Below are 24,978 nucleotides of genomic sequence, written 5' to 3' on the forward strand. Positions count from 1 at the left end.
TCGCGGGCGCGCTATCAATTTCACTACTACGGGGGTAGAGTTGGGCAAGGTGCCAGTACGGGACGGAACCCATGAGTACAAGTAGTCCAGGGGTGACAAAGCGCGGTCTGCAAAGCCTCTTGCTGAAGCGCTTCGGCATGGCGGTAGCGAGCTATGCGCTGGTGCTTCTGTTGATGTGGGTGGCCCTGTGGGTTGGCATATATAACGGCACCGTCTCCTTCGCCCTGTTCTGTACCTGCATGGTGGCGCTCAGCCAGCTGGCCTTCTACGCCCTGTTCCGCAGCGGCCGCAACCTGCACTTCGCCGATCCCAGCCTGACCGAGGCGCAGATTCTCGTCGGCCTTGCCCTGCACACCGCCTTGCTGGTCCAGCTCGACAGCGCGCGCGGCAGCCTGCTGATGTTCTACCTGATCATCCTGATGTTCGGCGTATTCCAGCTGCGCCCGCGGGTGTTCGTGCGTTGCGCCGCCGTTGCCTTCTTTTCCTTCGTCGGACTCAACCTGGTGGAAGGCTACCAGATGCGCCTGGACGATCCGGGCCAGGCCCTGCTGCAATGCTGCGCGCTGTTTATCGGCCTGACCTGGCAGAGCCTGTTCGCCAGCTACGTACAGGCCCTGCGCCAGCGCATGCGCCAACGCCGCTACGCCCTGCAGGCACACCAGGACACCCTGCGCGGGATGATGCGCCAGCTCGAAGACCTGGTGGCCACCGACGAACTGACCGGGCTGTTCAATCGCCGCCACTTCCTGCGCCTGGCTCTCCGCGAGCTGGACAACCTCGGCCACGGCCGTCAGCACGGCCTGGCACTGATTGATCTGGACCACTTCAAGCGCATCAACGATGTGCACGGTCACGCCGCCGGCGACCGCGTGCTGCAGACCTTCGCCGCCGTGGCCCGCGCCTGCCTGCGCGATGGCGACGTGCTGGCCCGCTACGGTGGCGAGGAATTCGTACTGCTGCTGCCCCACACCGACGCCGACCAGTTCACCAGTTGCTGCGAGCGGCTGCGCGAGGCATTCGCCAATGCCGAGCCGGTCGGCGTGCAGGTGAGCAACCTGAGCCTGTCCGCCGGCATGACCCTGCTCAACGAAGGTGATGATCTCGACGAGGCCCTGCAGCGGGCCGACCAGGCGCTGTACCGGGCCAAGCGTGGCGGGCGCAACCGCTGCGACGCGGCCTGGGAGGGCGCCGGTGCCTGAGCTGAAAACCTCCGGCCAGGCCTGGTCGGTACCCGCCGGCAGCAACCTGCTCGATGCTCTCAACGGCGCCGGCCTGCGCGTGCCCTATAGCTGCCGCTCTGGCAGCTGCCATGCCTGCCTGGTGCGCTGCGTGCGCGGCGAGGTGCTGGACCAGCAACCCGAATCGCTGAGCGAGGCGCGCCGCGCACAGGGCTGGCGTCTGGCCTGCCAGTGCCGGGTGGTGGGCGATCTGGAAGTGCAGCTGTTCGATCCGTCCCGCGATGGTGTGCCGGCATGCGTGCATTCGCTCGACTGGCTGAGCCCATCGGTACTGCGCCTGCGCCTGCTGCCGGAGAAACCGCTGCGCTATGCCGCCGGTCAGCATCTGGTGTTATGGACAGCTGACGGCGTGGCACGGCCCTATTCGCTGGCCAGCCTGCCGGGCGAGGAGCCCTGGCTGGAGTTCCACCTGGACTGCCGTCAGAGCGGCGCCTTCAGCGATGTCGCCCGCCAGCTGCAAGCGGGCGACGTGCTGCGTCTGGGTGAGCTGCGCGGCGGCGCCCTGCATTACGACCTGGCCTGGAGCGAGCGGCCGCTCTGGCTGCTCGCCGCCGGCACCGGCCTGGCACCACTCTGGGGGGTGTTGCGCGAGGCACTTCGCCAGCATCATCAGGGGCCGCTACGGGTCATTCACCTGGCCCATGACGACTCCGGCCACTATCTGGCCGAGCCGCTGCAGGCGCTGGCTGCGAGCCATCCGCAGCTGCAGTTGCAGCTGGTGACGGCGTCCGAGCAGACGGCGGTTTTGGCGGAACTGCGGCTTGTTTCGCGACAGACCGTCGCCTTACTCTGCGGCTCTCCCGCCAGCGTGGAAGCCTTCGCCCGCCGCCTCTATCTGATCGGTGTGCCGCGCAACCAGGTGCTGGCTGACCTTTTTCTGCCCCATGCGTGAGAACCTATTTCAGACTTCTTGATCGTCGGCCATGCTGCGTTGAAATTACGCTCGGACTGCTCATTTACACTTCGTAAACTCCGCGTCCTCGCCTAATTTCGCCTTGCCTGGCTCTAGCTCAAAAAGCCTGAAGCAGGTTCCAAGCCGGGGCCCAGCCCTGGAGTTGCGATGAGCGAACACATACTGGTCGAGCGCGAAGGCGGTCTGCTGACCCTGCGCCTGAACCGTCCGGACAAGATGAACGCGCTGACCCGCGCCATGTACAGCCAGATGGCCGAGGTGCTAGACGCGGCCAACGAGGATCGAGCGGTGCGTGCCGTGCTGATCACCGGCGGTGCGGAGTGCTTCACCAGCGGCAACGACGTGGCCGACTTCCTGCAGGCGCCACCCACCGGCATGGACAGCCCGGTGTTCCAGTTCATGCGCGCGCTGTTCGACTTCGCCAAGCCGGTGGTGGCCGCCGTTGCCGGCCCGGCCGTGGGCATCGGCACCACCCTGCTGCTGCACTGCGACCTGGTATACGTCAGCCGCGACGCCAAGCTGCGCACCCCCTTCGTCAACCTCGGCCTGTGCCCAGAATTCGGCTCCAGCCTCCTGCTGCCGCGCCTGCTCGGCCAGGCCAAGGCGGCCGAAGTGCTGCTGCTGGGCGAGGCCTTCACTGGCGCCGAGGCCGCGCAGTGGGGCATCGCCAGCGGTGCTCTCGAGGACGGTCCGAGTACGGTGGCCAAGGCCCACGAGATGGCCCTGCGTTTCCTCGAACTGGCGCCTTCCGCGGTGGCCGACAGCAAGCGCCTGATGCGCGCGCCGGGGCGCGAGGAGCTGCGCAAGGTAATCGAGGAGGAGGGCGCCCTGTTCGGCCAGCGCCTGCGTTCGCCGGAGGCCATCGAGGCGCTGTCGGCCTTTATGCAGCGCAGGAAGCCGGACTTCTCCAAGTTCGCGTAGGCTTGAACCCCCCTCTCCTATCGGGAGAGGGGCTGGGTAGGGGCTGTAGGCGACTCGCTGCCAATCCCTCACCCCGGCTCTCTCCAAGGGAGGGAGAGGAATAAAAAAGGCCGCTCATCGAGCGGCCTTTTTCATGGGCGGCTAATCAGACCAGCGGATCGCCCACATGGAGGATCTTCATGGTGTTGGTGCCCCCGGTGCCGTGGTAGCTGTCGCCCTTGGTCAGGATCACCCAGTCGCCGGGCTGCACGAAGCCGCGCTTGAGCAGCTCGTCCACCGCCGCCTGGCTGACCTTGTTGGCCGGCAGGGCGGCCGGGTCGAACGGCACGGTGTAGACGCCGCGGAACAGGGCGACCCGGGCCTGGGCCTCGCGGTGCGGAGTGAAGGCGAAGATCGGGATCGACGAGCGGATGCGCGACATGATCAGCGGGCTGTAGCCACTCTCGGTCAGGCTGATGATGGCCTTGACGCCCGGGAAGTGGTTGGCGGTGTACATGGTGGCCAGGGCGATGCTCTCGTCACAGCGCTCGAAGGTGCGGCCGATGCGGTGGCTGGATTTCTGGCTGGTCGGGTGCTTCTCGGCGCCCAGGCATACGCGGGCCATCGCCTCCACGGCTTCCACCGGATATTCGCCGGCGGCGCTCTCGGCCGAGAGCATCACCGCATCGGTGTAGTCCAGCGCGGCGTTGGCTACGTCGGAGACTTCCGCGCGGGTCGGCATCGGGCTGTGGATCATCGACTCCATCATCTGGGTCGCGGTGATCACCGCTTTGTTGTAGCGGCGGGCGTGGGCAATGATCTTCTTCTGGATGCCGACCAGCTCGGCATCGCCGATCTCCACGGCGAGGTCGCCGCGGGCCACCATCACCGCGTCGCTGGCGCGGATCAGGCCATCCAGCGCGGCATCGTCGGCCACCGCCTCGGCGCGCTCGATCTTGGCCACCAGCCAGGCGTTGCCACCGGCCTCGGTGAGCAGGCTACGGGCGTAGTCCATATCGGCGGCGTCGCGCGGGAAGGACACGGCGACGTAGTCCAGATCCATCTCGGCGGCCAGCTTGATGTCGACCTTGTCTTTCTCGGTCAGGGCCGGCGCCGTCAGGCCACCACCGCGGCGGTTGATGCCCTTGTTGTCGGACAGTGGCCCACCGATCACCACGCGGCAGTGCAGCTCGTCGGCGCCCTTGAGCTCGACGCGCATGACCACGCGGCCATCGTCCAGCAGCAGGTCGTCGCCGACGTCGCAATCCTGGATCAGCGCCGGGTAGTCGATGCCGACCACCTCTTGGTTGCCTTCGGTGCGCGAGTGGCTGGCGGACAGGCGGAACAGGTCGCCCTCCTTGAGTTCGATGCGCTTGTTGGTGAACTTGGCGATGCGGATCTTCGGACCCTGCAGGTCGCCGAGCAGCGCCACGTGGCGGCCGTGCTTGGCGGCCAGCTCGCGGACCAGCGCGGCGCGAGCCTTGTGATCGTCGGCGCTGCCGTGGGAGAAGTTCAGGCGGGCAACGTCGATGCCGGCGACTATCAGCTGTTCGAGAACTTCCGGGGAATTACTGGCGGGGCCTAGGGTGGCGACGATTTTGGTGCGGCGCAGGGTCATGCGGTAACTCCAGTTTGCATAGCGTGCGGCGAGGCTACTACGGCCTTTCACTGTAGTCATCGTTCGCCTGCACTACCTTGTCTCTGCAGAAATCGCCTCGAACGCCGATACACTGCACAGCGGAGGAATTGACCATGCGAACCCTGATCCTGATTCTCACCCTGACCAGTCTGGTCGGCTGCAATCGCCTGTCCCTGGACCGTCATCTGGACGAGGCCTATCGGCACTACACCGAGGGCGATTGCGACCAGGCCCTGCTCGACCTGTCGCGTGCCGAGCGCAGCAGTCGCTCGCGCAGTTACATGCAGCCGGAAATCTCCCTGCTGCGCGGCCAGTGCCTCGAACGGCAGAACCTGTTCGTCGACGCGGCGCAGACCTACGAGTTCATCGTCACCCGTTATCCGGCCAGCGAATACGCCTATCGCGCGCGCGCCAGGCTGGAGACATTGCGCCAGCTCGGGCATCATCAGGCGGGAGAGCCGGCCAAGGCATCCGCCGCATCCCTCTGATGCGGCCGTCAGTCGGCTGGCCCGCAGGAAGCGAAGCGCGGCGTTAAGCTGCGCCGAAGGAGGGAAGCCCGCATGCGTCATTTCATATTCATCGCCTTGCTCGTGCCGGCGTTCGCCAGCGCGGAAATCTATCGCTGGACGGACGCCCAGGGGCGCGTGCATTTCAGCGAGAAACCCGGCGGCAGTAGCGCCGAGCAGGTAGAGGTGAAGCCTCAGGTCGTGGAGCGCGACGATGCCACGCGTGAACGTGAGCAGCGCGCCCAGCAATACTTCGATGCGCGTCGCGACGAGAAGGCCCATTCTCAGGCTCGCGCCTCTGCGGCCCGCGCCGAACGCAACAAGGAATGCAGCGAGCTACGCAGCAATCTTGCGCAGATCCAGCGCGGCGGCCGTTACTTCACTACGGATGCTAATGGCGAACGCAGTTATATCGACGAAGCCGAGGTAGAAGCGGCGCGCAGCCGTCTGTCGTCTCGTATTGCCGAGCGGTGCGGCTGAGTCTGGTCGAGTCCCAGCGCAGCAGCCATACTCGAACTCCATCCATAGCGATTGGCCACCATGCACATTCAGCGCCACATCGAACGCCACCAGCTGCCGTACTACTTGAAGGTGTTCAACCGCATCACCGACAAACCCATGGGCTACATCGGCAATGTCTCGCTGGACGGCCTGATGCTGATCAGCCAGTACCCGATGCTGGTCAATGCGCGCTTCGACATGCGCCTGAAGATTCCCGGCCGCGATGGTCGTGTGCACAACATCGACTTCGGCGCCTGCTGCCAGTGGAGCCGCGAGGACGTCACTCCCGGCACCTACGATTCGGGTTTCTCGCTGGTCGCGCCGCCGGCCGAGTACGTCGAGATGGTCGACGCCCTACGTAGCTACTTCAGCTTTCATCCTCTGGCCGCCTCGGCCTGACTGACACGCTTCCTTATCTGATCGTCTGGGCCTCCGCTCAGGCGATCGGCTGCAGCACTATTTCGTCGCTGCGGCGGATACCTGCGGTCATCTCCCGGCACAGTTCGAGGAACTCGCGCATGGCGGCGGTCTGGTACTTCTGCCGGTGCCAGATGAAATAGAACTGACGGGTGAGGTCCAGTTCCGGGGTTTCCACCGGCACCAGGCTGCCACGACGGAAGGCGTCGCGCAGGGCCAGGCGCGAGATGCAGCCGATGCCCAGACCGGACTCCACGGCGCGTTTGATCGCCTCGGTATGCTCTAGCTCCAGGCGGATATTCAGCTGCGCCGGGTGATGGCGCATGGCCTGGTCGAAGGTTAGGCGCGTGCCCGAGCCCTGCTCACGCAGGATCCAGGCCTCGCGGCTCAGCTCTTCCAGCGTCGCCGTGCCGCGCTCGGCCAGCGGGTGGCGCGGAGCGCAGAACACCACCAGCTCGTCCTCGACCCAGGGCTGCACTTCGATGTCCGGATGCTGGCAGTCGCCCTCGATCAGGCCCAGGTCCAGCTCGTAGTGGGCGACCCGCTGCACCACGTTGGCGGTGTTCTGCACATGCAGCTTGAGGCGGCATTCCGGGTGGCGCTGCATGAAATTGCCGATCAGCAGGGTGGCCAGATAGTTGCCCACCGTCAGCGTCGCGCCCAGCTCCAGCAGGCCGAAGCCGGTCTTGCCGCTGAGCAGGCGCTCGATCTCCTTGGCCTGGTCGAGTAGTGCCACCGCCTGCGGCAGCAACTGGCGACCCAGGGCATTCAGCGACAGGCGCTTGCCGGCGCGATCGAACAGCTGGCAGTCGGATTGCCGCTCCAGTTCGCTGAGCGAGGTGCTGGCGGCGGACTGCGAAAGGGCCAGGGATTCCGCCGCGCGCGACACGCTTTCCTGCTTGGCCACGGCGACGAACACTTCCAATTGCCTGAGGGTAAATCGCATATCTATATAACCAATAATCGATATCGTGATAATTCGCTTAACAGATATTGTGGCTGTCACTAGAATGGCGCGCAACGCTGCCGGCCCCGGCAGACGATTGTGTGCGTAATCACCTGGCATTGACCTGACGCAAATGGGTCGATGGTGTTTTCCGGCAATCTGAAAACCGAGACTTTTGAGGACACCCGCATGAGCAACATGAACACGGAACGCGTCGTCAGTGTGCACCACTGGAACGACACCCTGTTCAGCTTCAAGTGCACCCGCGACCCAGGCCTGCGCTTCGAGAACGGCCAGTTCGTCATGATCGGCCTGCAGCAGCCCAACGGCCGCCCGCTGATGCGCGCCTACTCCATCGCCAGCCCGAACTGGGAAGAGCATCTGGAGTTCTTCAGCATCAAGGTGCCGGACGGCCCGCTGACCTCCCAGCTGCAGCACCTTAAGGAAGGCGACGAGATCATCATCAGCAAGAAGCCCACCGGCACGCTGGTGCTCGATGACCTCAACCCCGGCAAGCACCTGTACCTGCTCAGCACCGGCACCGGCCTCGCGCCGTTCATGAGCGTGATCCAGGACCCGGAAACCTACGAGCGCTTCGAGAAGGTCATCCTGGTCCACGGCGTACGCTACGTGAACGAAGTCGCCTACCGCGAGTTCATCACCGAGCACCTGCCGAAGAACGAGTTCTTCGGCGACGCGCTGAAGAACAAGCTGATCTACTACCCGACCGTGACCCGCGAGCCGTTCGAGAACCAGGGCCGCCTGACCGACCTGATGCGCAGCGGCAAGCTGTTCGAGGACATCGGCCTGCCGCCGATCAACCCGCAGGATGACCGCGCCATGATCTGCGGCAGCCCGAGCATGCTCGACGAGACCAGCGAAGTGCTCGACAGCTTCGGCCTGAAGATCTCCCCGCGCATGCGCGAGCCGGGCGACTACCTGATCGAGCGCGCCTTCGTCGAGAAGTAAGCGCCCATCGTTACAACACAAGCCCGCCTATCGGCGGGTTTGTCGTTTCTGGGTTAGCCAGGCACCACTTCCAGCACGCAGATGCGCCCCGGCTCGGGGTAGTGCCAGCGCACCTGCACATCCCACAGCAGCACGCCGTAGCGGCGCTCGGGCTCCGGCACCTGGTAGGCGGGGCGCGGGTCCTGGGCCAGGCATTGCTCGATCAGTTCGACCAGTGGCTCGCCCAGGCGCAGGGCGTGTTGCCGTGCCTGTTGCAGAGCCTCGTCACTCCAGGTCAGGTCGATTGGCGTCGGCGGCGCATCGGCGATGCGGTTGAACGCGCCGGGCACGCCGTCGGCATAGGGCACGTAGGGTTTGATATCCAGCACCGGCGTGCCGTCCAGCAGGTCGATGCCGGACAACCACAGCCGCCCTGGTTCGACCTTCTCCAGCTTCACCACCGACTGGCCGATGCCGTTGGGGCGGTGCGTGGCGCGGGTCGCGAATACGCCCAGCGAGGCGTTGCCGCCCAGGCGCGGTGGGCGCACCTTGAGCCGCGGCTTGTCCTCCAGGGCCTGGTGGAAGAGGAACAGCAGCCACACGTGACTGACCTGCTCCAGCCCCTCGACCGCTTCGGCGCGGTCGAACGGCGCCACCAGCTCCAGCACGCCGCGAGCGGCCGGGGCCAGTTGCGGCTGACGGGGAATGGCGAACTTCTCCTTGAAGCAGGAGCGCAGGAAACCGATGGGGCTGACGGAGTGAGACATGGCGGCACGCGTGGCGGGAAAACCCGCCCATGGTAGCGAGCGCTCGCCTCAGTCGGCCACCTCGTCGTAGCCACGGCCGCGCCATTGCAGCAGGCACAGGCCATGGCCGAACGGATCGCGCAGGCCGGCCAGGCGGCCCCAGGCCTCGTCGGTCGGGCCGCGTTCCAGGCGTGCACCGGCAGCCAGGGCGCGGGCCAGCGCGCTGTCCAGGTCCGCCACCACCAGGTCCAGATGCAGCGGCGTCCAGTGTGGAGCGTAGTCACGGCGCAATCCGCTAGCGGCGACCGCAGCGCTGCCGGGTTCCTTGTGCAGCAGGTAGACCGGCACCGGCGCGCCCTCGAGCTCGGCCACGCTGCCATCGAACAGGTAGCGGCGCAGGCGCAAGCCGGCGGCCTGCTCATAGAAGGTCACGGCTTGCTCCAGGTCCGGCACGTCCAGATTGATCAGCAGCTCGGTCATGGCTCGACGCTCGTTCGCGTGGACGGTTGGGCGGAGCTGTCTGAAGCACCGCGTGCGCCGGTCATGGCTGTCACCGGAACACCTCAGTGAATAGCCCCATCACCGCATCGTGGCATTGCGTGCAGACCAGGCCGCGTTCCTGGCCGGAGTGCGGGTCGGCGTTCTCGTGGGGCTGCACGCAGGCGGGCAGGGCGAAGCGCCGCTGCAGCGCACTCAGGTCCAGGCGCACATCGAAGTACACCCACTCGCGGCAGTTCTCCGACCAGGCCTGGCCGCGAAACGTCTCCTCGGCGCCGTTGTGCAGCAGAGCCTGTTCCAGTGCGCGCAGGTGTTCGCAGACCATGGGACGATCCTCAGGGCTTGGCCGGGACCGCCGGCGGGCGCTCCGGGTATTGTGGGAGCTGGTCGCAGATCTCCAGCCAAGGCGCCTTGGAGGCGACGAAGATATGCGCGCCGGGGCCCTGTTCGACCGGGGTGTCGAGGCTGCCCATGCGCACTCGGACGATTTCCGGCATCTGCTCCCGACGGCTGTAGATGGGCGAGCCGCAGTGGCTGCAGAACACCCGGTGGCTGCCCTCGGCGGTGCGGAAGTCCTTCAGTGCATCCGCGCCGGCGGTGACAACGAAATCAGCGGTGGCAACCAAAACATTGGAAGCGAAGGCCGAGCCGCCAGCCTTGCGGCAGCGCGAGCAGTGGCAGAAGAACGCCGCACCTAGCTCGCCGCGAATCTCGTAATGCACCGCCCCGCACAGGCAACTTCCGTTGTACATGTGAATCCCTCGCTGAACTGGATCAGGTTTCGCTGATGTAGCCCTGGCGCAGCGCCTGCGCCTGGTCCTCGAAAATCGCCATGGTGGTGCTCATGCGGCGGAAGCCGAGGCGACGGTAGAAGTCCTCCTTGCCCGGCACCGCATAGAGAATGATCTTGCGATGCCCGCGCGAGGCCTCCACCAGCCGCGTCACTATCTCGCGGCCGAGGCCGCTGCCCTGATGCTCGGGCAACACGGCGACGTCGCAAATGTAGGAGCAATCGACGCCATCGGCCAGCGCGCGACCGGCACCCACCAGCCGGCCGTCTATGTACGCCAGGCAGCGCAACAGGCTGTTACCGAAGGCGGTGCGCAGCCAATCCGGGCTCTTGTTACCCAGCGGTGCGGCCAGGTACAGGGCGGAAAGCTCCTCCCAGTCGAGGCCGTCGAGCGAGTCGGACCAGCGAACGTCCATGGCTCAGTCCTGCGCGTCGTGGCAGACCACGCACAGCTTGTTGCCATCCGGGTCGCGGAAATAGGCGCCGTAGTAGTGCTCATGGTACTCGGAACGCAACCCCGGCTCGCCCTCGCACTTGCCGCCATGGGCCAGAGCGATGGCGTAGACACTGTCCACCACCGCCCGACTGGAAGCCGCGAAGGCCACCATCTGCCCGTTGCCGCCTGCATGCGGCTGCCCGTCATAAGGTCTGCCGATCAGAAACAATGGGCGCGGCTCGGCCTGCATCGGCTGCCAGCCGGCCCAGGGCCGCGAGGCATCGCTGAAGCGCAGTTGATTACCCAGCGCGTGCATCAGCGGCTGATAGAACGCCAGGGCTTGCTCGAAGTCGCCAATGCCAAGGAAAACGTGGGAGAACATACGCGGTATCCGAGTGGGGTGGGAGGAGGAGCTTAGCTTGCAGCGAATCGGGTGGTGGGAGGGCTAACGTTTGGTTAAGGGGCCGGCTTTAGCCGGTCCCGAGTGAGCGAAGCGAACGACTTGAACCAGTAGTTAGGCGGCTGACAGCACATATGTAGCCTTTACCTGACCCTCGTACAAAATTACGACTTGGAGACTGCTCTGTTCGCGAGAGATATGAAGTTCGATTGGTGGTTCCATGCCTATGAGCTTTAGTTGATTCTCTGACGTCTTGTCGCCTACTAACCGAATTACGTTCGGAAGCCCAATTTGAGCAAAGCATTCGACCTCTTGGCGGAGTGCTCCCGCAACCGCACAAAGGATAGATTTACCTTTGACAGTTAGATCCATAGCGATGCCATATCCACAAGCCCATACACGCAACTTAACTGCATTAGTTGAGTCTTCGTGCAGGCCGCATATTTTACGCAGGAATTCAAGTGCCGGAATGCAGGAGATCATTCAGTTGCCTAACGATTAAGCTAACGGGCAGACAAAAGCGTAGCTTTTGGCTGTCCAGCGAACGAAGTGAGCGGCAGTTGAGCGCATGTTAGGCTTGCGCTGGAGGCTAGGCCGTTCATATGAGAGGTTCCACAGTGCCATCTATTAGATCTTTTCGCTGGCCGACTTCGAGCTCTTCTTCATGGCAGTAAAAAAGGACTGTCGATGAGAGATTGTGCAAAACTACAGCATCGTCTCGTGCGGGTAAGAAGATCTCATGCCAACGCTCAACGAACTCTGCGGCTTCCACCACCGCAACCTCTGATTCGCTGTAGACGATTTGAACTGTGCCAGTAGATGGAATTCGCTTGGCTAGCCAAGCCTTGGCAACTGAATAGCTTTCAATAATTAGACGATCAATGTTTGCAACGCTTTCTTTATTTAGTCCATATCGCTTTGGGTGGCTGTATTTGAGCGCATAATCATACGCATGCTGAGCTTTCAAAGGCTCTAGCCATCGGGCTTTAACTCCTGCATCTGAATACTCTTTTGCGTACATTTGATAGAGCCTAACGTTTGGTTAAGGGGCCGGCTTTAGCCGGTCCCGAGTGAGCGAAGCGAACGGCTTGAACCATTTGTTAGGTGTCGGACGATAAATTGTGTTTGTTCTCTTGCTTTATAAGAGATTTGATATTTCTTGGTGCAATGCACAGCATGCATATAAGGGATGTGTGTATGAGTATTGATGGAAGAACGCCGACTAGAAAAATCAGGAGGTTAATGTCTCTCCAGTTAGCTATAAATTTAAATATTTTGGTTGAATTCCAAGGTATAGCTGAAGAGGAAAATAAAAAGTAAACAAAGGCAGAGATTATTGCCAGGCAAGCTAGGTTGATAATTGACGCAATTTTATTATGGCGATTAAGCGTCAAGGCTGATACGGCGAAGGGTGCTGAAATAAGAATGGCCCAAAAGATATTCGCCTCTTCTGCTGACTCGCAATTGCGTGCTCCCATGCATGAGCCTACAGCGCCATATACGAGGAGCCCAACAGCTAAAGCTGTAAGGATAAGAATTAAGCGGATGGCTATCAGCATGTGGGCACCTAACGATTAAGCTAAGGGGCCGGCTTCGCCGGTCCCAGCGAACAAAGTGAGCGCTTTGAGCGCATTGTTAGGTGCTGCGCACATATACGATATTTTGTTTTGACTGCGTGGCTTCTTCGAAAGGCTGAGTTAGTGAAATGCATTCTGAGCTTCGGATGTCAGGGAATTCTGCTAGTAACTCACACATGCTGAGCTCCTGAAGCTCTAGATCGGCGCTGGTAGGATAAAGATCGAAGTAATGAAATAGCTTCAGTGCTGCTTTATCCTGAGACCACTCAACGGTGACTGAGTTTACGTTCACGCTCAAGTTACGCTTCGCGATGACTCCAGCAGCATTGAGAAGGTGTGATAATTCCATAAGCACCTAACTATAAGTAGACGACACAAGTGGCGTAATTTTTTTCCGCCACTTGTGTCGCATAACGTTCCTTGTCGTCCGGCAAGTCCTTGTCTAGCCTGCAAATCGCATCAGGAGATGCGACAACAGTCAGGGAGCAATAGCGACATGGATGGCAAGCCCAGGCTGCTCGATCAAGTACGCGAGCAAATTCGCCTTCGACACTATTCGATTCGTACCGAAACTGTCTATCTGGAGTGGGTGAAGCGCTTTATCCGTTTCCACAAATACCGTCACCCGCAGGAGATGGGCGCTGCTGAAGTTGAGGCCTTTCTGAGTGATCTGGCTGTGCGGCGGGATGTGGCGGCGTCCACGCAGAATCAGGCGCTGTCGGCGATTCTGTTTCTCTACAAGCAGGTGTTGCAGATAGAACTGCCCTGGATGGACGGGGTAATTAGGGCGCGGCGCCCGCAGCGTTTGCCGGTGGTGCTGACACGGGAGGAGGTCGCCAGCCTGCTGGCGCAGTTGGACGGAACGCTGTGGTTGGTGGCCAATCTGCTGTATGGCTCGGGCATGCGTTTGATGGAAGTGCTGCGTTTGCGCGTCAAGGACGTGGAGTTTTCCCGTTTTGAGATTCTGATTCGCGACGGCAAGGGGCAGAAGGATCGGGTGACCATGCTGCCGCGTAAGCTGGCTGCGCCTTTGGAGATGCATCTGCAGCGGGTTCGCGCGCTGCACGAGCATGATTTGCAGGAAGGTTACGGTCGGGCGAACCTGCCCCATGCGCTGGCGCGCAAGTATCCGAATGCGGCGGCGGAGTGGGGCTGGCAGTTCGTGTTTCCGTCGATCAACCGTTCCGAGGACCCGCGCCCGGGTGGCATCTTCCGCCACCATCTGCACGAGAAGACCATCCAGCGGGCGATCCGCAACGCAGTGCGGCGGGTTGGGCTGCACAAGCCGGCCACGCCGCATACCTTGAGGCATTCCTTCGCCACACATTTATTGGAGAGCGGGCAGGACATTCGCACGGTGCAGGAGCTGCTCGGCCATGCCGATGTGAAGACCACGCAGATCTATACCCACGTGCTCAATCGCGGCGGGCTGGGGGTGCTGAGTCCGCTGGATCGGGTGTGAAGCGGATAGCGGAGGCAGCCTGGGCGCGGCAGTCCGACAGCGCCTCGTAGCATTGCAGCCGCTTGTTGGGGCAGCGTCATGAAAAGCCCCGCATTTGCGGGGCTTCTTTATATGGGCGGCGCTTAGACCAGCTCGGCCCAGAGGTCGTACTCGTCGGCATCGACGACGCGTACACGGACCTTGTCGCCCGGCTGCACGCTGGTGCTGTCGATGAACACGCTGCCGTCGATTTCCGGGGCATCGGCCCAGGAGCGGGCGACGGCGCCTTCGTGGTCGACTTCGTCGATCAGCACTTCGATCTCGGTGCCGACCTTGCGCTGCAGACGCGCGGCGGAAATCGCCTGCTGGTGGGCCATGAAGCGGTCCCAGCGGTCCTGCTTCACATCATCCGGCACCGGCTCCAGGCCCAGGTCGTTGGCCGGGGCGCCGTCCACCGGGCTGTACTGGAAGCAGCCAACGCGGTCGAGCTGGGCTTCGGTCAGCCAGTCCAGCAGGTACTGGAAGTCTTCCTCGGTCTCACCGGGGAAGCCGACGATGAAGGTGGAGCGGATGGTCAGTTCCGGGCAGATCTCGCGCCAGGACTTGATGCGCGCCAGGGTCTTGTCCTCGAAGGCGGGGCGCTTCATGGCCTTGAGCACTTTCGGGCTGGCGTGCTGGAAGGGGATGTCCAGGTACGGCAGCAGCTTGCCGGCGGCCATCAGCGGGATCACGTCGTCCACGTTCGGGTACGGGTAGACGTAGTGCAGGCGCACCCACACGCCCATGCTGGAGAGCGCCTCGCACAGTTCCTTCATGCGCGTCTTGACCGGCTGGCCTTCCCAGAAGTCGGTCTTGTACTTCAGATCCACGCCGTAGGCGCTGGTGTCCTGGCTGATCACCAGCAGCTCCTTGACGCCGGCCTTGACCAGGCGCTGGGCCTCGGACAGCACGTCACCGACCGGACGGCTGACCAGCTTGCCGCGCATGGACGGGATGATGCAGAAGGCGCAGCTGTGGTTGCAGCCCTCGGAAATCTTCAGGTACGCGTAGTGACGCGGGGTCAGCTTGATGCCCTGCGGCGGCACCAGGTCGACGTAGGGGTTGTGATCAGCCTTGGGCGGGATCACTTCGTGCACCGCGTTGACTACCTGTTCGTACTGCTGCGGGCCGGTGACGGCCAGCACGCTCGGGTGCACGTCACGGATGGCGTTCTCGGACACGCCCATGCAGCCAGTGACGATCACCTTGCCGTTCTCGGCGATGGCTTCGCCGATGGTGTCCAGCGATTCGGCCTTGGCGCTGTCGATGAAGCCGCAGGTGTTGACCACCACCACGTCGGCATCCTGGTAGGTCGGGACGATCTCGTACCCTTCCATGCGCAGCTGGGTGAGGATGCGTTCGGAGTCGACGGTGGCCTTGGGGCAACCAAGGGAAACGAATCCGACTTTGGGCGTGGCGGTGGACATCGGGGGCTAACCTCAAACGGGCGCTCGGGAGGGCGCCTCTGATCAAAAAGTGCGCAATTCTAGCGGCAGCTTGCCTGCTTGAATAGCCTGGGCAGACAACTGATCTATGCTCAGCCTGGCCGCCTGCAGCGAGCCGCGACAGCCCTGGATCGGGCTGAGCGGCGTGTTCAGGTCGCGCGCCCACTCGTCCGGATGGAAGCCGCCCATGAGCGAAGTCGTCGCCGAACACACCAAGCCCTCCCACGCCTCGTCCTCCATCGGCCTGCTGATTGGCGCGGTGGGCGTGGTCTACGGCGATATCGGCACCAGCCCGCTGTACACGCTGAAGGAGGTGTTCAACGGCGGCTACGGCGTGCAGGTCAACCACGAGGGCGTGCTCGGCGTGCTGTCGCTGATCTTCTGGTCGCTGATCTGGGTGGTGTCGATCAAGTACGTGCTGTTCGTGCTGCGCGCGGACAACCAGGGCGAGGGTGGGGTGATGGCACTGACCGCGCTGGCCCGGCGTGCGGCGTCTGGTCAGCCACGGCTGCGCATGGTGCTGGTGCTGCTCGGCCTGTTCGGCGCCGGGCTGTTCTATGGCGACAGCATGATCACCCCGGCCATCTCGGTGCTGTCGGCGGTGGAGGGCCTGGAGATCGCCTTCGCCGGGCTGGAGCACTGGGTGGTGCCGTTGGCGCTGATCCTGCTGGTGGGGCTGTTCCTGATCCAGAAACACGGCACGGCGCGCATCGGCATCCTGTTCGGCCCGGTGATGCTGCTGTGGTTCGTCACCCTGGGCGCCCTGGGCGTGTACGGCATCCTCCATCAGCCGCAGGTGCTGCAGGCGCTCAACCCCTACTGGTGCATCCATTTCTTCATCGCCCATCCGGGTATCGGCGTGGCCATCCTCGGTGCGGTGGTGCTGGCGCTGACCGGCGCCGAGGCGCTGTACGCGGACATGGGCCATTTCGGTCGCCAGCCGATCGCTCGCGCCTGGTTCCTGCTGGTGCTGCCGGGGCTGGTGCTGAACTATTTCGGCCAGGGCGCGATGCTGCTGGACAACCCGGAGGCGGCGCGCAATCCCTTCTATCTATTGGCGCCGGGCTGGGCCTTGCTGCCGCTGGTGGGGCTGGCCACCTTCGCCACCATAGTCGCCTCCCAGGCGGTGATCTCCGGCGCCTTCTCGCTGACCCGCCAGGCCATCCAGCTCGGCTATATCCCGCGCATGCACATCCAGCACACCTCGGATGCGGAGCAGGGGCAGATCTATATCGCCGCGGTGAACTGGGCGCTGATGGTCGCCGTGGTGCTGCTGGTGCTGGGCTTCGAGTCGTCCGATGCCCTGGCCGCTGCTTACGGTGTGGCGGTGACCGGCACCATGCTGATCACCACGCTGCTGTCGGCGGCCGTGGTGCTGTTGCTGTGGAAGGCGCCACGCTGGCTCGCCATTCCGCTGCTGCTGGCGTTCTTCCTGGTGGACGTGCTGTTCTTCGCCGCCAACGTGCCGAAGATCTTCCAGGGTGGCGCCTTCCCGGTGATCGCCGGGCTGGCCGTGTTCGCCCTGATGACCACCTGGAAGCGCGGCCGCCACCTGCTGGTGGAGCGCCTGGACGACAACGCCTTGCCGCTGCCGATCTTCATCTCCAGCCTGCGCGGCCAGCCGCCGCTGCGGGTGCGCGGCACGGCGGTGTTCCTCACCGCGCGCTCGGATGCCGTGCCCCACGCGCTGCTGCACAACCTGCTGCACAACCAGGTGCTGCACGAACAGATAGTGCTGCTCACGGTGGCCAGCGAAGACCTGCCGCGGGTGCTGCCGGAGCGGCGCTTCGAGGTGGAGGCCTATGGCGATGGCTTCTTCCGGGTGATCCTGCACTTCGGCTTCATGGAGGAGCCGGACGTGCCGGAGGCGCTGCGCCTGTGCCACCTCAACGATCTGGACTTCAGCCCGATGAGCACCACCTGGTTCCTCAGCCGGGAGACGGTGGTGGCCAGCAAGCGCTTCGGCATGGCGCGCTGGCGCGAGGCGCTGTTCGCCTTCCTGCTGCGCAACGCCAACAGCAACCTGCGTTTCTTCAGGCTGCCGCTGAATCGGGTGATCGAGCTGGGCACTCAGGTTGAGATCTAAGCGCAAGCGGCACCGATGGGCGCCGTTTCTTCAGGAGGGCTCAGCCGCGCCCCGGCAGCATGCGCCTCAGGGTGTTGTCGCGGCTGACGTAGTGGTGGAACAGCGCGGCCGCCGCGTGCAGGCCGATCAGCCAGTAGCCGGCGGTACCGGCCAGCTCGTGTAGCTCCTTGATCTGCCCGGCCAGCTCCGGGTTCTTGCCGATCAGCGGCGGAAGCTCCAGGCCGAAGAAGGGTATCGGCTTGCCGGCGGCGCTGAGGATCAGCCAGCCTGCCAGCGGCGCGCCGATCATCAGGCCGTACAGGGCCAGGTGCATCAGCTTGGCGGGGATGGCCTGCCAGGCGGCGATGGCCGGCTCGATCCGCGGCGTTGGCGCGATCAGCCGCGCCAGCAGGCGCAGCCAGACCAGGGCGAACACGGAGAGGCCGAGCATGAAGTGCCACTGCTTGAGCAGCTCGCGGGGCTCACTGCCCTTGGGGAAATTACCCTTGAGTTCGATGCAGGCGTAGACCCCGACCATCAGCACCAGCATCAGCCAGTGCAGGGCGATGGAGAGGCCGCCGTAGCGGTGTTCGTCGTTCTTCCAGCTCATCATGCCTCCTCGGTTGCGGCTCCGCTCCGTGGCGGATGAGCGAAGCATAGCGCCGCGAACCTTAAGGCAATCTGAGCGAGGTCAAGGCTGGCCGAGGAACTTGCTGAGGAACTGCCGGGTGCGCTCTTCCCTGGGTGCGCTGAACAGCGTCTTGGCCTCGCCCTGTTCGACGATCACGCCCTGGTCGATGAAGATCGCCCGGTTGGCCACGTCGCGGGCGAAGCTCATCTCGTGGGTGACGATGACCATGGTGCGTTTCTCCTCGGCCAGGCCGCGGATGGTCGCCAGCACTTCGCCGACCAGTTCGGGATCGAGCGCCGAGGTGGGTTCATCGAACAGGATCACGTCCGGTTGCATGGCCAATGCACGGGCGATGGCCACGCGCTGCTGCTGACCGCCGGAGAGGCGCTTGGGGTAGGCGTCTTCCTTGCCGGCCAGGCCGACCTTGGCGAGCAGGGCGCGGGCCCGTTCGATGGCCTGGGCGCGCGGCTCCTTCTTCACCTGCACCGGGCCCTCGATGACGTTCTCCAGGGCGGTGCGATGGGGGAACAGGTTGAAGTTCTGGAACACGAAGCCGACGTGCTGGCGCAGCTTGCGCACCAGGCCCTGCTGGCTCTTGAGCGGCTGGTCGGCGTCGATGGCGATGCTACCGACGGTGATCTGTCCACCGCTGGGTTCTTCCAGCAGATTCAGGCAGCGCAGCAGGGTGGTCTTGCCCGAGCCGCTGGGGCCGATGATGGCCACCACTTCGCCGGGAGCGACGTCCAGGTCGATGCCCTTGAGCACTTCCTGGCCCTTGAAGGCCTTTCTCAGGTTGCGGACGGAAATCATCAGGAGTCCTGCTCGTGCCGGTTGACCCGCGCCTCGAGGCGCGCCTGGAAGTGCGCCAGGATGCTGGCCAGCACCCAGTAGATCAGCGCGGCGGCCAGGTACATGGTGAAGATCTCGAAGGTGCGCGCGGTGATCAGCTGCGCCTGGCGGAACAGCTCAGGCACCTGGATGGTGGCGGCCAGGGCGGTGTCCTTGACCAGCGAGATGAAGCTGTTGCCCAGCGGCGGCAGCGCGGTGCGCGCGGCCTGGGGCAGGATGGCGCGGTACAGGGTCTGTGCCCGGCCCATGCCGATGCTCGCCGCCGCTTCCCACTGACCACGGTCGATGGAGGCGATGGCGGCGCGCAAAATTTCGGAGGTGTACGCGCCCATGTTCAGCGAGAAGCCGATCAGGGCGGCGGTCAGCGGCTCCAGCTGGATGCCCAGCTGGGGCAGGCCGTAATAGATCATGAACAGCTGGACCAGCAGCGGCGTGCCGCGGAAGAACGAGACGTAGATCCGCGACAGCCACTGCAGCGGCCAGTAGCCGTACAGCCGCAGCAGGGCCAGGGCGAAGCCGAGCAGCAGTCCGAAGAACATGCCGCCCAGACTCAGTACCACCGTCCACAGGGTGCCCTTCAGCAGGAAGGGCAGGGAGTCCAGCGCAAGCTGCAGGCTGGTTTCGATCATTGGGTGACGTCAGCCTTGAACCATTTCTCGGAGAGTTGCTTGAGGGTGCCGTCGGCCTTCAGCTTGGCCAGCGCCTTGTCGATGGCGGCCAGCAGCTGCGGGTTGCCCTTGCGCAGGGCGATGCCGGCTTCCTGGCGGGAGAAGGCGTCGCCGGCCACGGCCAGGCGGCCGCCGGTCTTCTCGACCATCTCGAAGGCGGCCAGGCGGTCGACCAGGATCACGTCGATGCGGCCGACGTTGAGGTCCTGGAACTTGGTCGGATCATCGTCGTACGTGCGGATGTCGGCCTGCGGCACGTTGTCCTTCAGCCACTGCTCGTAATTGGTGCCCAGACCCACGCCGACCTTCTTGCCGGCCAGATCCGCAGCGCTCTTGATGCTGTCGCCGTCGGCCTTGCGGGTCAGCGCCTGGATGCCGGAGACGGTGTAGGGGGTGGAGAAGTCGTACTTCTTCTTGCGCTCGTCGGAGATGGTCACCTGGTTGATCACCACGTCCAGGCGCTTGGACTCCAGGGCGGCGAGGATGCCGTCCCACTTGGTCGGCTGGAACTCGGCGCTGACGCCCAGCTCCTTGGCCAGGGCCTCGGCGAGTTCGACTTCGAAGCCGGTGAGCTTGCCGTTCTCGTCCTGGTAGTTGAAGGGCGGGTAGGTGCCTTCCAGGCCGACCTTGAGCGCGCCGTTGGCCTTGATCTCGTCCAGCAGGTCGGCGGCGAAGCTCGGGGTGGCCAGGCTGGCTCCGAGCAGCAGGCTCAGGCTGCCGAGAAGGAAATGACGACGCAGAGTAGTGAATTTCATGGGATGCCTCTTATGCAGTGGGCGGAAAGTCGGGCAACTCTAGAGTTAAATTTTTATTCGATAAAATAATTAAAAATTATCTGCTTATTCCTGGGTGAATTGCCAGGTTTCAGGCGGGTCCAGCAGGATGATAGGCGAACAGCGCCGGTGCGCCGCCGGTATGCAGGAACAGGAGTGGCCCGTCGTCGGGGAACGCACCCTGGGCCAGGCCGTCGAGCAGGCCGGCAAAGGCCTTGCCGGTGTAGACCGGGTCGAGCAACACGCCCTCCAGGCGGGCCAGCAGTTGGATCGCCTCCAGGGTGCCGGCGTTCGGCTCGCCGTAGCGCGGGGCGAAGTATTGGTCCCAGAGTTCGATACGCAGGCCGGCAGGCACGTTCACTTCGAGCAGATCGGCGGTGCGCTGCAGCAGGCTCTCGACCTTGGGCCGCTGGGTGGCGTCGGGGCGCGATACGGTGACGCCGACCACCCGTGTGCCCGGGCGCGTCTGCTCCAGCGCCAGGGCCAGGCCACTGTGGGTGCCGGCGCTGCCGGAGGCGAGCAGCACGGCGGCGAAGTCCTGGTTGGTGTGCTGTATTTGCTCGGCCAGTTCCAGCCCGGCACGCACGTAGCCGAGGGCGCCGAGGGCATTGGAGCCGCCGATAGGCACTGAATAAGGCTTGCGCCCGGCGGCGCGCAGGCGCTCGCAGGCGTCGGCCAGCAGTTGGTCGGCATTGTCCAGATTGTCCACCGCCTCGATCTCGGCGCCGAACAGGTCGAGTAGCAGGCGGTTGCCATTGCTCAGGTAGTTGCTGTCGGCGGTGCCGATCGGGTTTTCCAGCAAGGCCAGGCAGCCCAGGCCGAGCCTGGCGGCGATGGCGGCCGTCTGGCGCACATGGTTGGACTGGATGGCGCCGGCCGTGACCAGCACATCGGCGCCCTGGGCCAGGGCGTCGGCGGCGAGGAATTCCAGCTTGCGTGCCTTGTTGCCGCCCAGAGCCAGCGGGGTGAGATCGTCGCGTTTGATCCAGATATCGCGCCCCAGGTGCCGGGACAGGCGTGGCAGGTGTTCCAGCGGCGTGGCGCTGGGGATCAGTTCGAGGCGGGGAAAGCGGGCGAGGGCTTGGCGCAGCATGTTGGGCAGACCGGAGTGGAAAGTTGTCACTCTAGTCAGTTGCGCCAGCGCTCTGCAATTACGCTGCACAAAAGAAAACGCCTCGACGGGTTTCCCCATCGAGGCGTTCTTTAATCTGGTTGCGGGAGCCGGATTTGAACCGACGACCTTCGGGTTATGAGCCCGACGAGCTACCAGACTGCTCCATCCCGCGCCGGCCATTCTACTCAGCGAAAGGCTTGTGTCAATCGATTTCTGTTTTTTAATCAATTACATAAATCGTAGGCAAGAAAAAAGGCCACTCGTTTGAGTGGCCTTTTTCTGAATCTGGTTGCGGGAGCCGGATTTGAACCGACGACCTTCGGGTTATGAGCCCGACGAGCTACCAGACTGCTCCATCCCGCGGCGGCCATTCTAGCGGCGAAAGCTTTTGTGTCAACCACTGATTCAGAAAAAGCTGTTTTTTCTCAGATGCTTAGCGCGGGACGAATGGTAGACTTCGGGGCCCAGGGCAGGCCGTACGGGGCTTGGCGTGCGCAAGATCATCCACATCGACTGCGACTGTTTCTACGCCGCCATCGAGATGCGCGACGATCCGCGCCTGGCCGGCAGGCCGCTGGCGGTGGGCGGGGCGGCGGATCGGCGTGGGGTGGTCGCCACCTGCAACTACGAGGCGCGGGCCTGGGGCGTGCGCTCGGCCATGCCCATGGGCCAGGCCCTCAAGCTGTGCCCGGACCTGCAAGTGGTGCGCCCGCGCATGGATGCCTACAAGGCGGTGTCGCGGGAAATTCACGCGATCTTCCGCGACTACACCGAGATCATCGAGCCGCTGTCGCTAGACGAGGCCTACCTGGACGTCTCCGCCAGCCCGCATTTCGAGGGCAGCGCCACGCGCATCGCCCAGGACATTCGTCGGCGGGTGTCGCAGGAGCTGCACATCACCGTGTCGGCCGGGGTGGCGCCGAACAAGTTCCTGGCCAAGATAGCCAGCGACTGGCGCAAGCCCAACGGGCTGTTCGTGATCACCCCGGATCAGATCGAGGAATTCGTCGCCGCGTTGCCGGTCAGCAAGCTGCACGGGGTGGGCAAGGTCACGGCGAGCAAGATGGAGCGGCTGGGCATCATCAGCTGCCTGGACCTGCGCGAATGGAGCAAGCTGGCCCTGGCCCGCGAGTTCGGCAGTTTCGGCGAGCGCCTGTGGAACCTGGCGCGCGGCATCGACGAGCGCGCGGTGCAGGTGGACAGTCGGCGCCAGTCGGTGAGCGTGGAGAACACCTTTAATCAGGATCTGCCGGATCTGGCGGCCTGCCTCAAGCACCTGCCGGAACTGTTGCAGCAGCTCGATACGCGCATGGCGCGCCTGGATGCCAGCTACCGGCCGGACAAGCCCTTCGTGAAGATCAAGTTCCACGACTTCAGCCAGACCACCCTGGAGCAGGCCGGTGCGCGCCGTGACCTGGACAGCTATCAGCTGCTGATGAGCGCGGCCTTCGCCCGTGGCAACAAGCCGGTGCGTCTGCTCGGCGTTGGGGTGCGGCTGCTGGATCTGCGCGGGCGGCACGAGCAGCTGGAGCTGTTCGAGTAGCCCGGAGCGCAGCGCGGTGGCGGGGGCCCGCGGTGTACTGCCTGCGGCGAGTACACCCTACGGCGAGTCGCCCGGTGAGGCGCGCTTAGCCTTCTTCCGGAGACAGGCGAATCGGCTTGCCTTCGGCCGGCCACAGGCGCAGCTGGTCGGTGCCCGAGACATCCCAGCGCTGCACCCGGCCCAGGGCCTCGAGGAAGCGCTGCTCCTGCTCCATCAGCTCCGGTGCGCACATCTTGCGGGTGGCGCCGGCCTGGCCGAAGTTCAGCTTGTCGCCGTCGCGGCTGTAGCTGGCGAACCAGTGGTTGCAGCCGGCGTTGCCATAGGCGCGGCCGTCCTCGCCGAGGGTGATGGTTAGGTGGCTGCGCTCGATCAGCGGGCGTTCGCCCAGCCATTCCACCTGGTAGGTCTTGTCGCTTTCCAGCTGTACCGGGTCGCTGGCGCAGCCGCTCAGGGCGGCGGCGAGCAGAGCGGGAGCCAGGGCGTGCTTCATGCGCTTTTCTCCGTGCAGGCGGGGCAGAAGTGTTTGCCGCCGCGGCTTACCCAGCCCAGCTCGAGCAGGCGCGCCTCCGCGGCGGGCTGCTGGGCCTTGGTGCCGAGCGAGGCGTCGACGGCGAACTCCAGATCGATGCGTTTGGCGCAGGCGTCGCAATCCACCTGCCAGTTGTGAATCGCCAGTTCGCGGAAGGCCGGGCCGCTGGCTACCGCCAGCCACTGGCCGGGCGGGTTGATCAGGTGGCGGACCTTCTCCACGGCCAGGCTCATGGACAGCTCCTTGCTGCCCTTGAGGGTCACCAGCAGGGTGTCGCCGGCCTGGATGGCGCCGCCGTTGCCGGTGACCTGGTATCGGCCCGGCGCCAGGGCGCGGCACTCGGTGAGGGTGTGTTGCGGGTTGAGCAGGGTGTAGCGTAAATCGTGGGTGGTCATGAAGCCTCCTGAGCTGGGCGGGATGCTATCACGCGGCAGATGTCACCCGGTTGACCGCTGCGCCGGCGGCCCAGGCGGCGATGTTGTCCAGGGTGGTGCCGGCGATGGCGGCCAGCGCCTCGCGGGTGAGGAAGGCCTGGTGGGCGGTGACGATCACGTTGGGGAAGGTCAGCAGGCGCGCCAGCACGTCGTCCTGCAGTGGCTGGTCGGAGCGGTCCTCGAAGAACAGCTCGGCCTCTTCTTCATAGACGTCCAGGCCCAGGTAGCCGAGCTGGCCGTTCTTCAGCGCCTCGACCAGCGCCGGCGTGTCGACCAGCGCGCCGCGGCCGGTGTTGATCAGCATGGCGCCGCGCTTCATCCGCGCCAGGCGCGCGGCATCGATCAGGTGGCGACTGGCCTCGGTCAGCGGGCAGTGCAGGCTGATCACGTCGCTCGCGGCGATCAGTTCGTCCAGCGCCACCTGGCGAGCGCCGAGGGTGTCCAGGCCGGCGACGGGGCAGGGGTCGCTGACCAGCAGGCGGCAGCCGAAGCCGGCCATGATGCGGGCGAACGCCATGCCGATCTGCCCGCCGCCGATCACGCCGACCGTCTTGCCGTGCAGATCGAATCCGGTCAGGCCGTGCAGGCTGAAGTCGCCTTCGCGGGTGCGGTTAAAGGCCCGGTGGATGCGCCGGTTGAGCGCCAGGATCAGTGCCACCGCGTGCTCGGCCACCGCATGCGGCGAATAGGCCGGCACCCGCACCACGATCAGACCGAGGCGTTCGGCGGCCTGCAGGTCGACATGGTTGTAGCCGGCCGAGCGCAGGGCGATCAGGCGCGTACCGCCGGCCGCCAGGCGCTCCAGCACGGGCGCGGAAAGATCATCGTTGATAAAGGCGCAGACCACCTCGTAGCCCTCGGCCAGGGCGGCGGTGTCCGGCGTCAGCAGGCTGTCCTGGAATTGCAACCGCCAGCCGGTCGGCAGCGTGCAGGCCGTGAAGCTGGCGCGGTCGTAGGGCTTGCTGCTGAACAGGATGATCTTCATCGAGTCT

General features: G+C 64.4%; 30 protein-coding genes and 2 tRNA genes. 10 read left to right on the plus strand and 22 right to left on the minus strand.

Annotation, left to right across the window (positions count from 1 at the left end; genetic code table 11):
- Positions 1 to 71 precede the first annotated feature (71 nt).
- The 3 genes from OH686_RS18300 (at position 72) to OH686_RS18310 (ending at position 3,072) form a co-directional block, all read left to right on the plus strand.
- Positions 72 to 1,199, plus strand: a complete 1,128-nt coding sequence (locus tag OH686_RS18300; protein WP_289534303.1) for a GGDEF domain-containing protein — start codon at positions 72 to 74, stop codon at positions 1,197 to 1,199.
- Complete coding sequence (locus OH686_RS18305; protein ID WP_289534305.1) at positions 1,192 to 2,130, plus strand: iron-sulfur-binding ferredoxin reductase; 939 nt, start codon at positions 1,192 to 1,194, stop codon at positions 2,128 to 2,130. The genes OH686_RS18300 and OH686_RS18305 overlap by 8 nt, the downstream gene beginning before the upstream one ends.
- 168 nt (positions 2,131 to 2,298) lie before the next feature.
- Complete coding sequence (locus OH686_RS18310) at positions 2,299 to 3,072, plus strand: enoyl-CoA hydratase (protein WP_289534307.1); 774 nt, start codon at positions 2,299 to 2,301, stop codon at positions 3,070 to 3,072.
- Between the two features lie 145 nt (positions 3,073 to 3,217).
- On the opposite strand, the gene pyk is transcribed toward OH686_RS18310, so the two are convergent.
- Positions 3,218 to 4,669 carry a pyruvate kinase gene (gene pyk / locus OH686_RS18315; RefSeq protein WP_289534309.1) on the minus strand — a complete coding sequence of 484 codons (1,452 nt, stop codon included), beginning with the start codon at positions 4,667 to 4,669 and terminating at the stop codon, positions 3,218 to 3,220.
- Positions 4,670 to 4,803: 134 nt separating this feature from the next.
- On the opposite strand from pyk, the gene OH686_RS18320 reads away from it, so the two are divergent.
- The 3 genes from OH686_RS18320 to OH686_RS18330 all read left to right on the plus strand — a co-directional run bounded on the left by OH686_RS18320 (position 4,804) and on the right by OH686_RS18330 (position 6,096).
- The gene (locus OH686_RS18320) at positions 4,804 to 5,178 is read left to right on the plus strand and encodes a tetratricopeptide repeat protein (protein ID WP_279868727.1); all 375 of its coding nucleotides are present in this window, start codon (positions 4,804 to 4,806) and stop codon (positions 5,176 to 5,178) included.
- A 72-nt stretch (positions 5,179 to 5,250) separates the two neighbouring features.
- Positions 5,251 to 5,676: a DUF4124 domain-containing protein gene (locus tag OH686_RS18325; RefSeq protein ID WP_289534310.1), complete on the plus strand. Its 426-nt coding sequence runs from the start codon at positions 5,251 to 5,253 to the stop codon at positions 5,674 to 5,676.
- A gap of 60 nt (positions 5,677 to 5,736) precedes the next feature.
- A complete protein-coding gene (locus tag OH686_RS18330) occupies positions 5,737 to 6,096 on the plus strand; it encodes a PilZ domain-containing protein (protein ID WP_137971333.1) in 360 nt (119 codons plus the stop codon).
- A 37-nt stretch (positions 6,097 to 6,133) separates the two neighbouring features.
- Here the strand turns inward: OH686_RS18330 and OH686_RS18335 are convergent, their stop codons facing one another.
- Positions 6,134 to 7,060, minus strand: a complete 927-nt coding sequence (locus tag OH686_RS18335; RefSeq protein ID WP_171016255.1) for a LysR family transcriptional regulator — start codon at positions 7,058 to 7,060, stop codon at positions 6,134 to 6,136.
- Between the two features lie 189 nt (positions 7,061 to 7,249).
- Between OH686_RS18335 and fpr the strand changes: the two genes are divergently transcribed.
- Entirely contained in the window at positions 7,250 to 8,029 is a 780-nt protein-coding gene (fpr, locus tag OH686_RS18340) for a ferredoxin-NADP reductase (protein ID WP_289534314.1), read from the plus strand.
- 53 nt (positions 8,030 to 8,082) lie between these two features.
- On the opposite strand, the gene tsaA is transcribed toward fpr, so the two are convergent.
- The 8 genes from tsaA to OH686_RS23425 form a co-directional block, all read right to left on the minus strand.
- Entirely contained in the window at positions 8,083 to 8,775 is a 693-nt protein-coding gene (gene tsaA, locus OH686_RS18345; protein ID WP_289534315.1) for a tRNA (N6-threonylcarbamoyladenosine(37)-N6)-methyltransferase TrmO, read from the minus strand.
- A 48-nt stretch (positions 8,776 to 8,823) separates the two neighbouring features.
- The gene (locus OH686_RS18350; RefSeq protein ID WP_289534316.1) at positions 8,824 to 9,234 is read right to left on the minus strand and encodes a VOC family protein; all 411 of its coding nucleotides are present in this window, start codon (positions 9,232 to 9,234) and stop codon (positions 8,824 to 8,826) included.
- A 70-nt stretch (positions 9,235 to 9,304) separates the two neighbouring features.
- Positions 9,305 to 9,577, minus strand: coding sequence for a hypothetical protein (locus OH686_RS18355; RefSeq protein ID WP_289534318.1), 273 nt, complete (start codon positions 9,575 to 9,577; stop codon positions 9,305 to 9,307).
- A 10-nt stretch (positions 9,578 to 9,587) separates the two neighbouring features.
- Positions 9,588 to 10,004, minus strand: coding sequence for a GFA family protein (locus OH686_RS18360; protein ID WP_289534320.1), 417 nt, complete (start codon positions 10,002 to 10,004; stop codon positions 9,588 to 9,590).
- A gap of 22 nt (positions 10,005 to 10,026) precedes the next feature.
- The gene (locus OH686_RS18365; RefSeq protein WP_289534321.1) at positions 10,027 to 10,458 is read right to left on the minus strand and encodes a GNAT family N-acetyltransferase; all 432 of its coding nucleotides are present in this window, start codon (positions 10,456 to 10,458) and stop codon (positions 10,027 to 10,029) included.
- Between the two features lie 3 nt (positions 10,459 to 10,461).
- Positions 10,462 to 10,860, minus strand: a complete 399-nt coding sequence (locus OH686_RS18370; protein ID WP_289534322.1) for a VOC family protein — start codon at positions 10,858 to 10,860, stop codon at positions 10,462 to 10,464.
- A 616-nt stretch (positions 10,861 to 11,476) separates the two neighbouring features.
- Positions 11,477 to 11,899 carry a hypothetical protein gene (locus tag OH686_RS18375; RefSeq protein WP_289534323.1) on the minus strand — a complete coding sequence of 141 codons (423 nt, stop codon included), beginning with the start codon at positions 11,897 to 11,899 and terminating at the stop codon, positions 11,477 to 11,479.
- 614 nt (positions 11,900 to 12,513) lie between these two features.
- The gene (locus OH686_RS23425; protein WP_502942751.1) at positions 12,514 to 12,804 is read right to left on the minus strand and encodes a MafI2 family immunity protein; all 291 of its coding nucleotides are present in this window, start codon (positions 12,802 to 12,804) and stop codon (positions 12,514 to 12,516) included.
- Positions 12,805 to 12,951: 147 nt separating this feature from the next.
- Between OH686_RS23425 and OH686_RS18380 the strand changes: the two genes are divergently transcribed.
- Complete coding sequence (locus OH686_RS18380; RefSeq protein WP_289534324.1) at positions 12,952 to 13,917, plus strand: integron integrase; 966 nt, start codon at positions 12,952 to 12,954, stop codon at positions 13,915 to 13,917.
- A gap of 122 nt (positions 13,918 to 14,039) precedes the next feature.
- Here OH686_RS18380 and rimO read toward each other — a convergent pair whose 3' ends face one another.
- Positions 14,040 to 15,362, minus strand: coding sequence for a 30S ribosomal protein S12 methylthiotransferase RimO (gene rimO / locus OH686_RS18385; protein ID WP_289534327.1), 1,323 nt, complete (start codon positions 15,360 to 15,362; stop codon positions 14,040 to 14,042).
- Positions 15,363 to 15,404: 42 nt separating this feature from the next.
- Positions 15,405 to 15,569 (minus strand): hypothetical protein, encoded by a 165-nt coding sequence (locus tag OH686_RS18390; protein WP_289534329.1) that lies wholly within the window; start codon positions 15,567 to 15,569, stop codon positions 15,405 to 15,407.
- Here OH686_RS18390 and OH686_RS18395 point away from each other — a divergent pair.
- Positions 15,568 to 17,466 carry a potassium transporter Kup gene (locus OH686_RS18395; protein WP_289534331.1) on the plus strand — a complete coding sequence of 633 codons (1,899 nt, stop codon included), beginning with the start codon at positions 15,568 to 15,570 and terminating at the stop codon, positions 17,464 to 17,466. The genes OH686_RS18390 and OH686_RS18395 overlap by 2 nt on opposite strands.
- Before the next feature lie 40 nt (positions 17,467 to 17,506).
- On the opposite strand, the gene OH686_RS18400 is transcribed toward OH686_RS18395, so the two are convergent.
- The 7 genes from OH686_RS18400 to OH686_RS18430 all read right to left on the minus strand — a co-directional run bounded on the left by OH686_RS18400 (position 17,507) and on the right by OH686_RS18430 (position 21,843).
- Positions 17,507 to 18,055 (minus strand): cytochrome b, encoded by a 549-nt coding sequence (locus OH686_RS18400; RefSeq protein WP_289534333.1) that lies wholly within the window; start codon positions 18,053 to 18,055, stop codon positions 17,507 to 17,509.
- 81 nt (positions 18,056 to 18,136) lie between these two features.
- Entirely contained in the window at positions 18,137 to 18,886 is a 750-nt protein-coding gene (gene tcyN / locus OH686_RS18405) for an L-cystine ABC transporter ATP-binding protein TcyN (protein WP_289534335.1), read from the minus strand.
- A complete protein-coding gene (gene tcyL / locus OH686_RS18410) occupies positions 18,886 to 19,554 on the minus strand; it encodes a cystine ABC transporter permease (protein WP_289534337.1) in 669 nt (222 codons plus the stop codon). Before tcyL ends, tcyN begins: the two co-directional genes overlap by 1 nt.
- Entirely contained in the window at positions 19,551 to 20,348 is a 798-nt protein-coding gene (gene tcyJ, locus OH686_RS18415) for a cystine ABC transporter substrate-binding protein (RefSeq protein WP_289534338.1), read from the minus strand. Before tcyJ ends, tcyL begins: the two co-directional genes overlap by 4 nt.
- A 109-nt stretch (positions 20,349 to 20,457) precedes the next feature.
- A complete protein-coding gene (locus tag OH686_RS18420) occupies positions 20,458 to 21,459 on the minus strand; it encodes a D-cysteine desulfhydrase (RefSeq protein ID WP_289534339.1) in 1,002 nt (333 codons plus the stop codon).
- A gap of 116 nt (positions 21,460 to 21,575) precedes the next feature.
- Positions 21,576 to 21,652 (minus strand) — tRNA-Met (locus OH686_RS18425).
- Between the two features lie 114 nt (positions 21,653 to 21,766).
- Positions 21,767 to 21,843: transfer RNA gene (locus OH686_RS18430), tRNA-Met, on the minus strand.
- A gap of 127 nt (positions 21,844 to 21,970) precedes the next feature.
- Here OH686_RS18430 and dinB point away from each other — a divergent pair.
- Positions 21,971 to 23,023 (plus strand): DNA polymerase IV, encoded by a 1,053-nt coding sequence (dinB, locus tag OH686_RS18435; RefSeq protein ID WP_289534340.1) that lies wholly within the window; start codon positions 21,971 to 21,973, stop codon positions 23,021 to 23,023.
- Positions 23,024 to 23,108: 85 nt separating this feature from the next.
- Here the strand turns inward: dinB and OH686_RS18440 are convergent, their stop codons facing one another.
- From OH686_RS18440 to OH686_RS18450, 3 genes are read right to left on the minus strand one after another with little or no spacing between them, the layout of a single operon-like run.
- On the minus strand, positions 23,109 to 23,513 hold the full coding sequence (locus tag OH686_RS18440) for an META domain-containing protein (protein WP_137971353.1): 405 nt from the start codon (positions 23,511 to 23,513) through the stop codon (positions 23,109 to 23,111).
- The gene (locus OH686_RS18445; RefSeq protein WP_289534342.1) at positions 23,510 to 23,947 is read right to left on the minus strand and encodes a hypothetical protein; all 438 of its coding nucleotides are present in this window, start codon (positions 23,945 to 23,947) and stop codon (positions 23,510 to 23,512) included. The genes OH686_RS18440 and OH686_RS18445 overlap by 4 nt, the downstream gene beginning before the upstream one ends.
- Positions 23,948 to 23,975: 28 nt before the next feature.
- The gene (locus tag OH686_RS18450) at positions 23,976 to 24,971 is read right to left on the minus strand and encodes a 2-hydroxyacid dehydrogenase (protein ID WP_289534344.1); all 996 of its coding nucleotides are present in this window, start codon (positions 24,969 to 24,971) and stop codon (positions 23,976 to 23,978) included.
- Between the last annotated feature and the right edge of the window lie 7 nt (positions 24,972 to 24,978).

The sequence above is a fragment of the Pseudomonas sp. SO81 genome, from assembly GCF_030374125.1.
In the GTDB taxonomy this organism is placed as follows: Bacteria; Pseudomonadota; Gammaproteobacteria; order Pseudomonadales; family Pseudomonadaceae; genus Aquipseudomonas.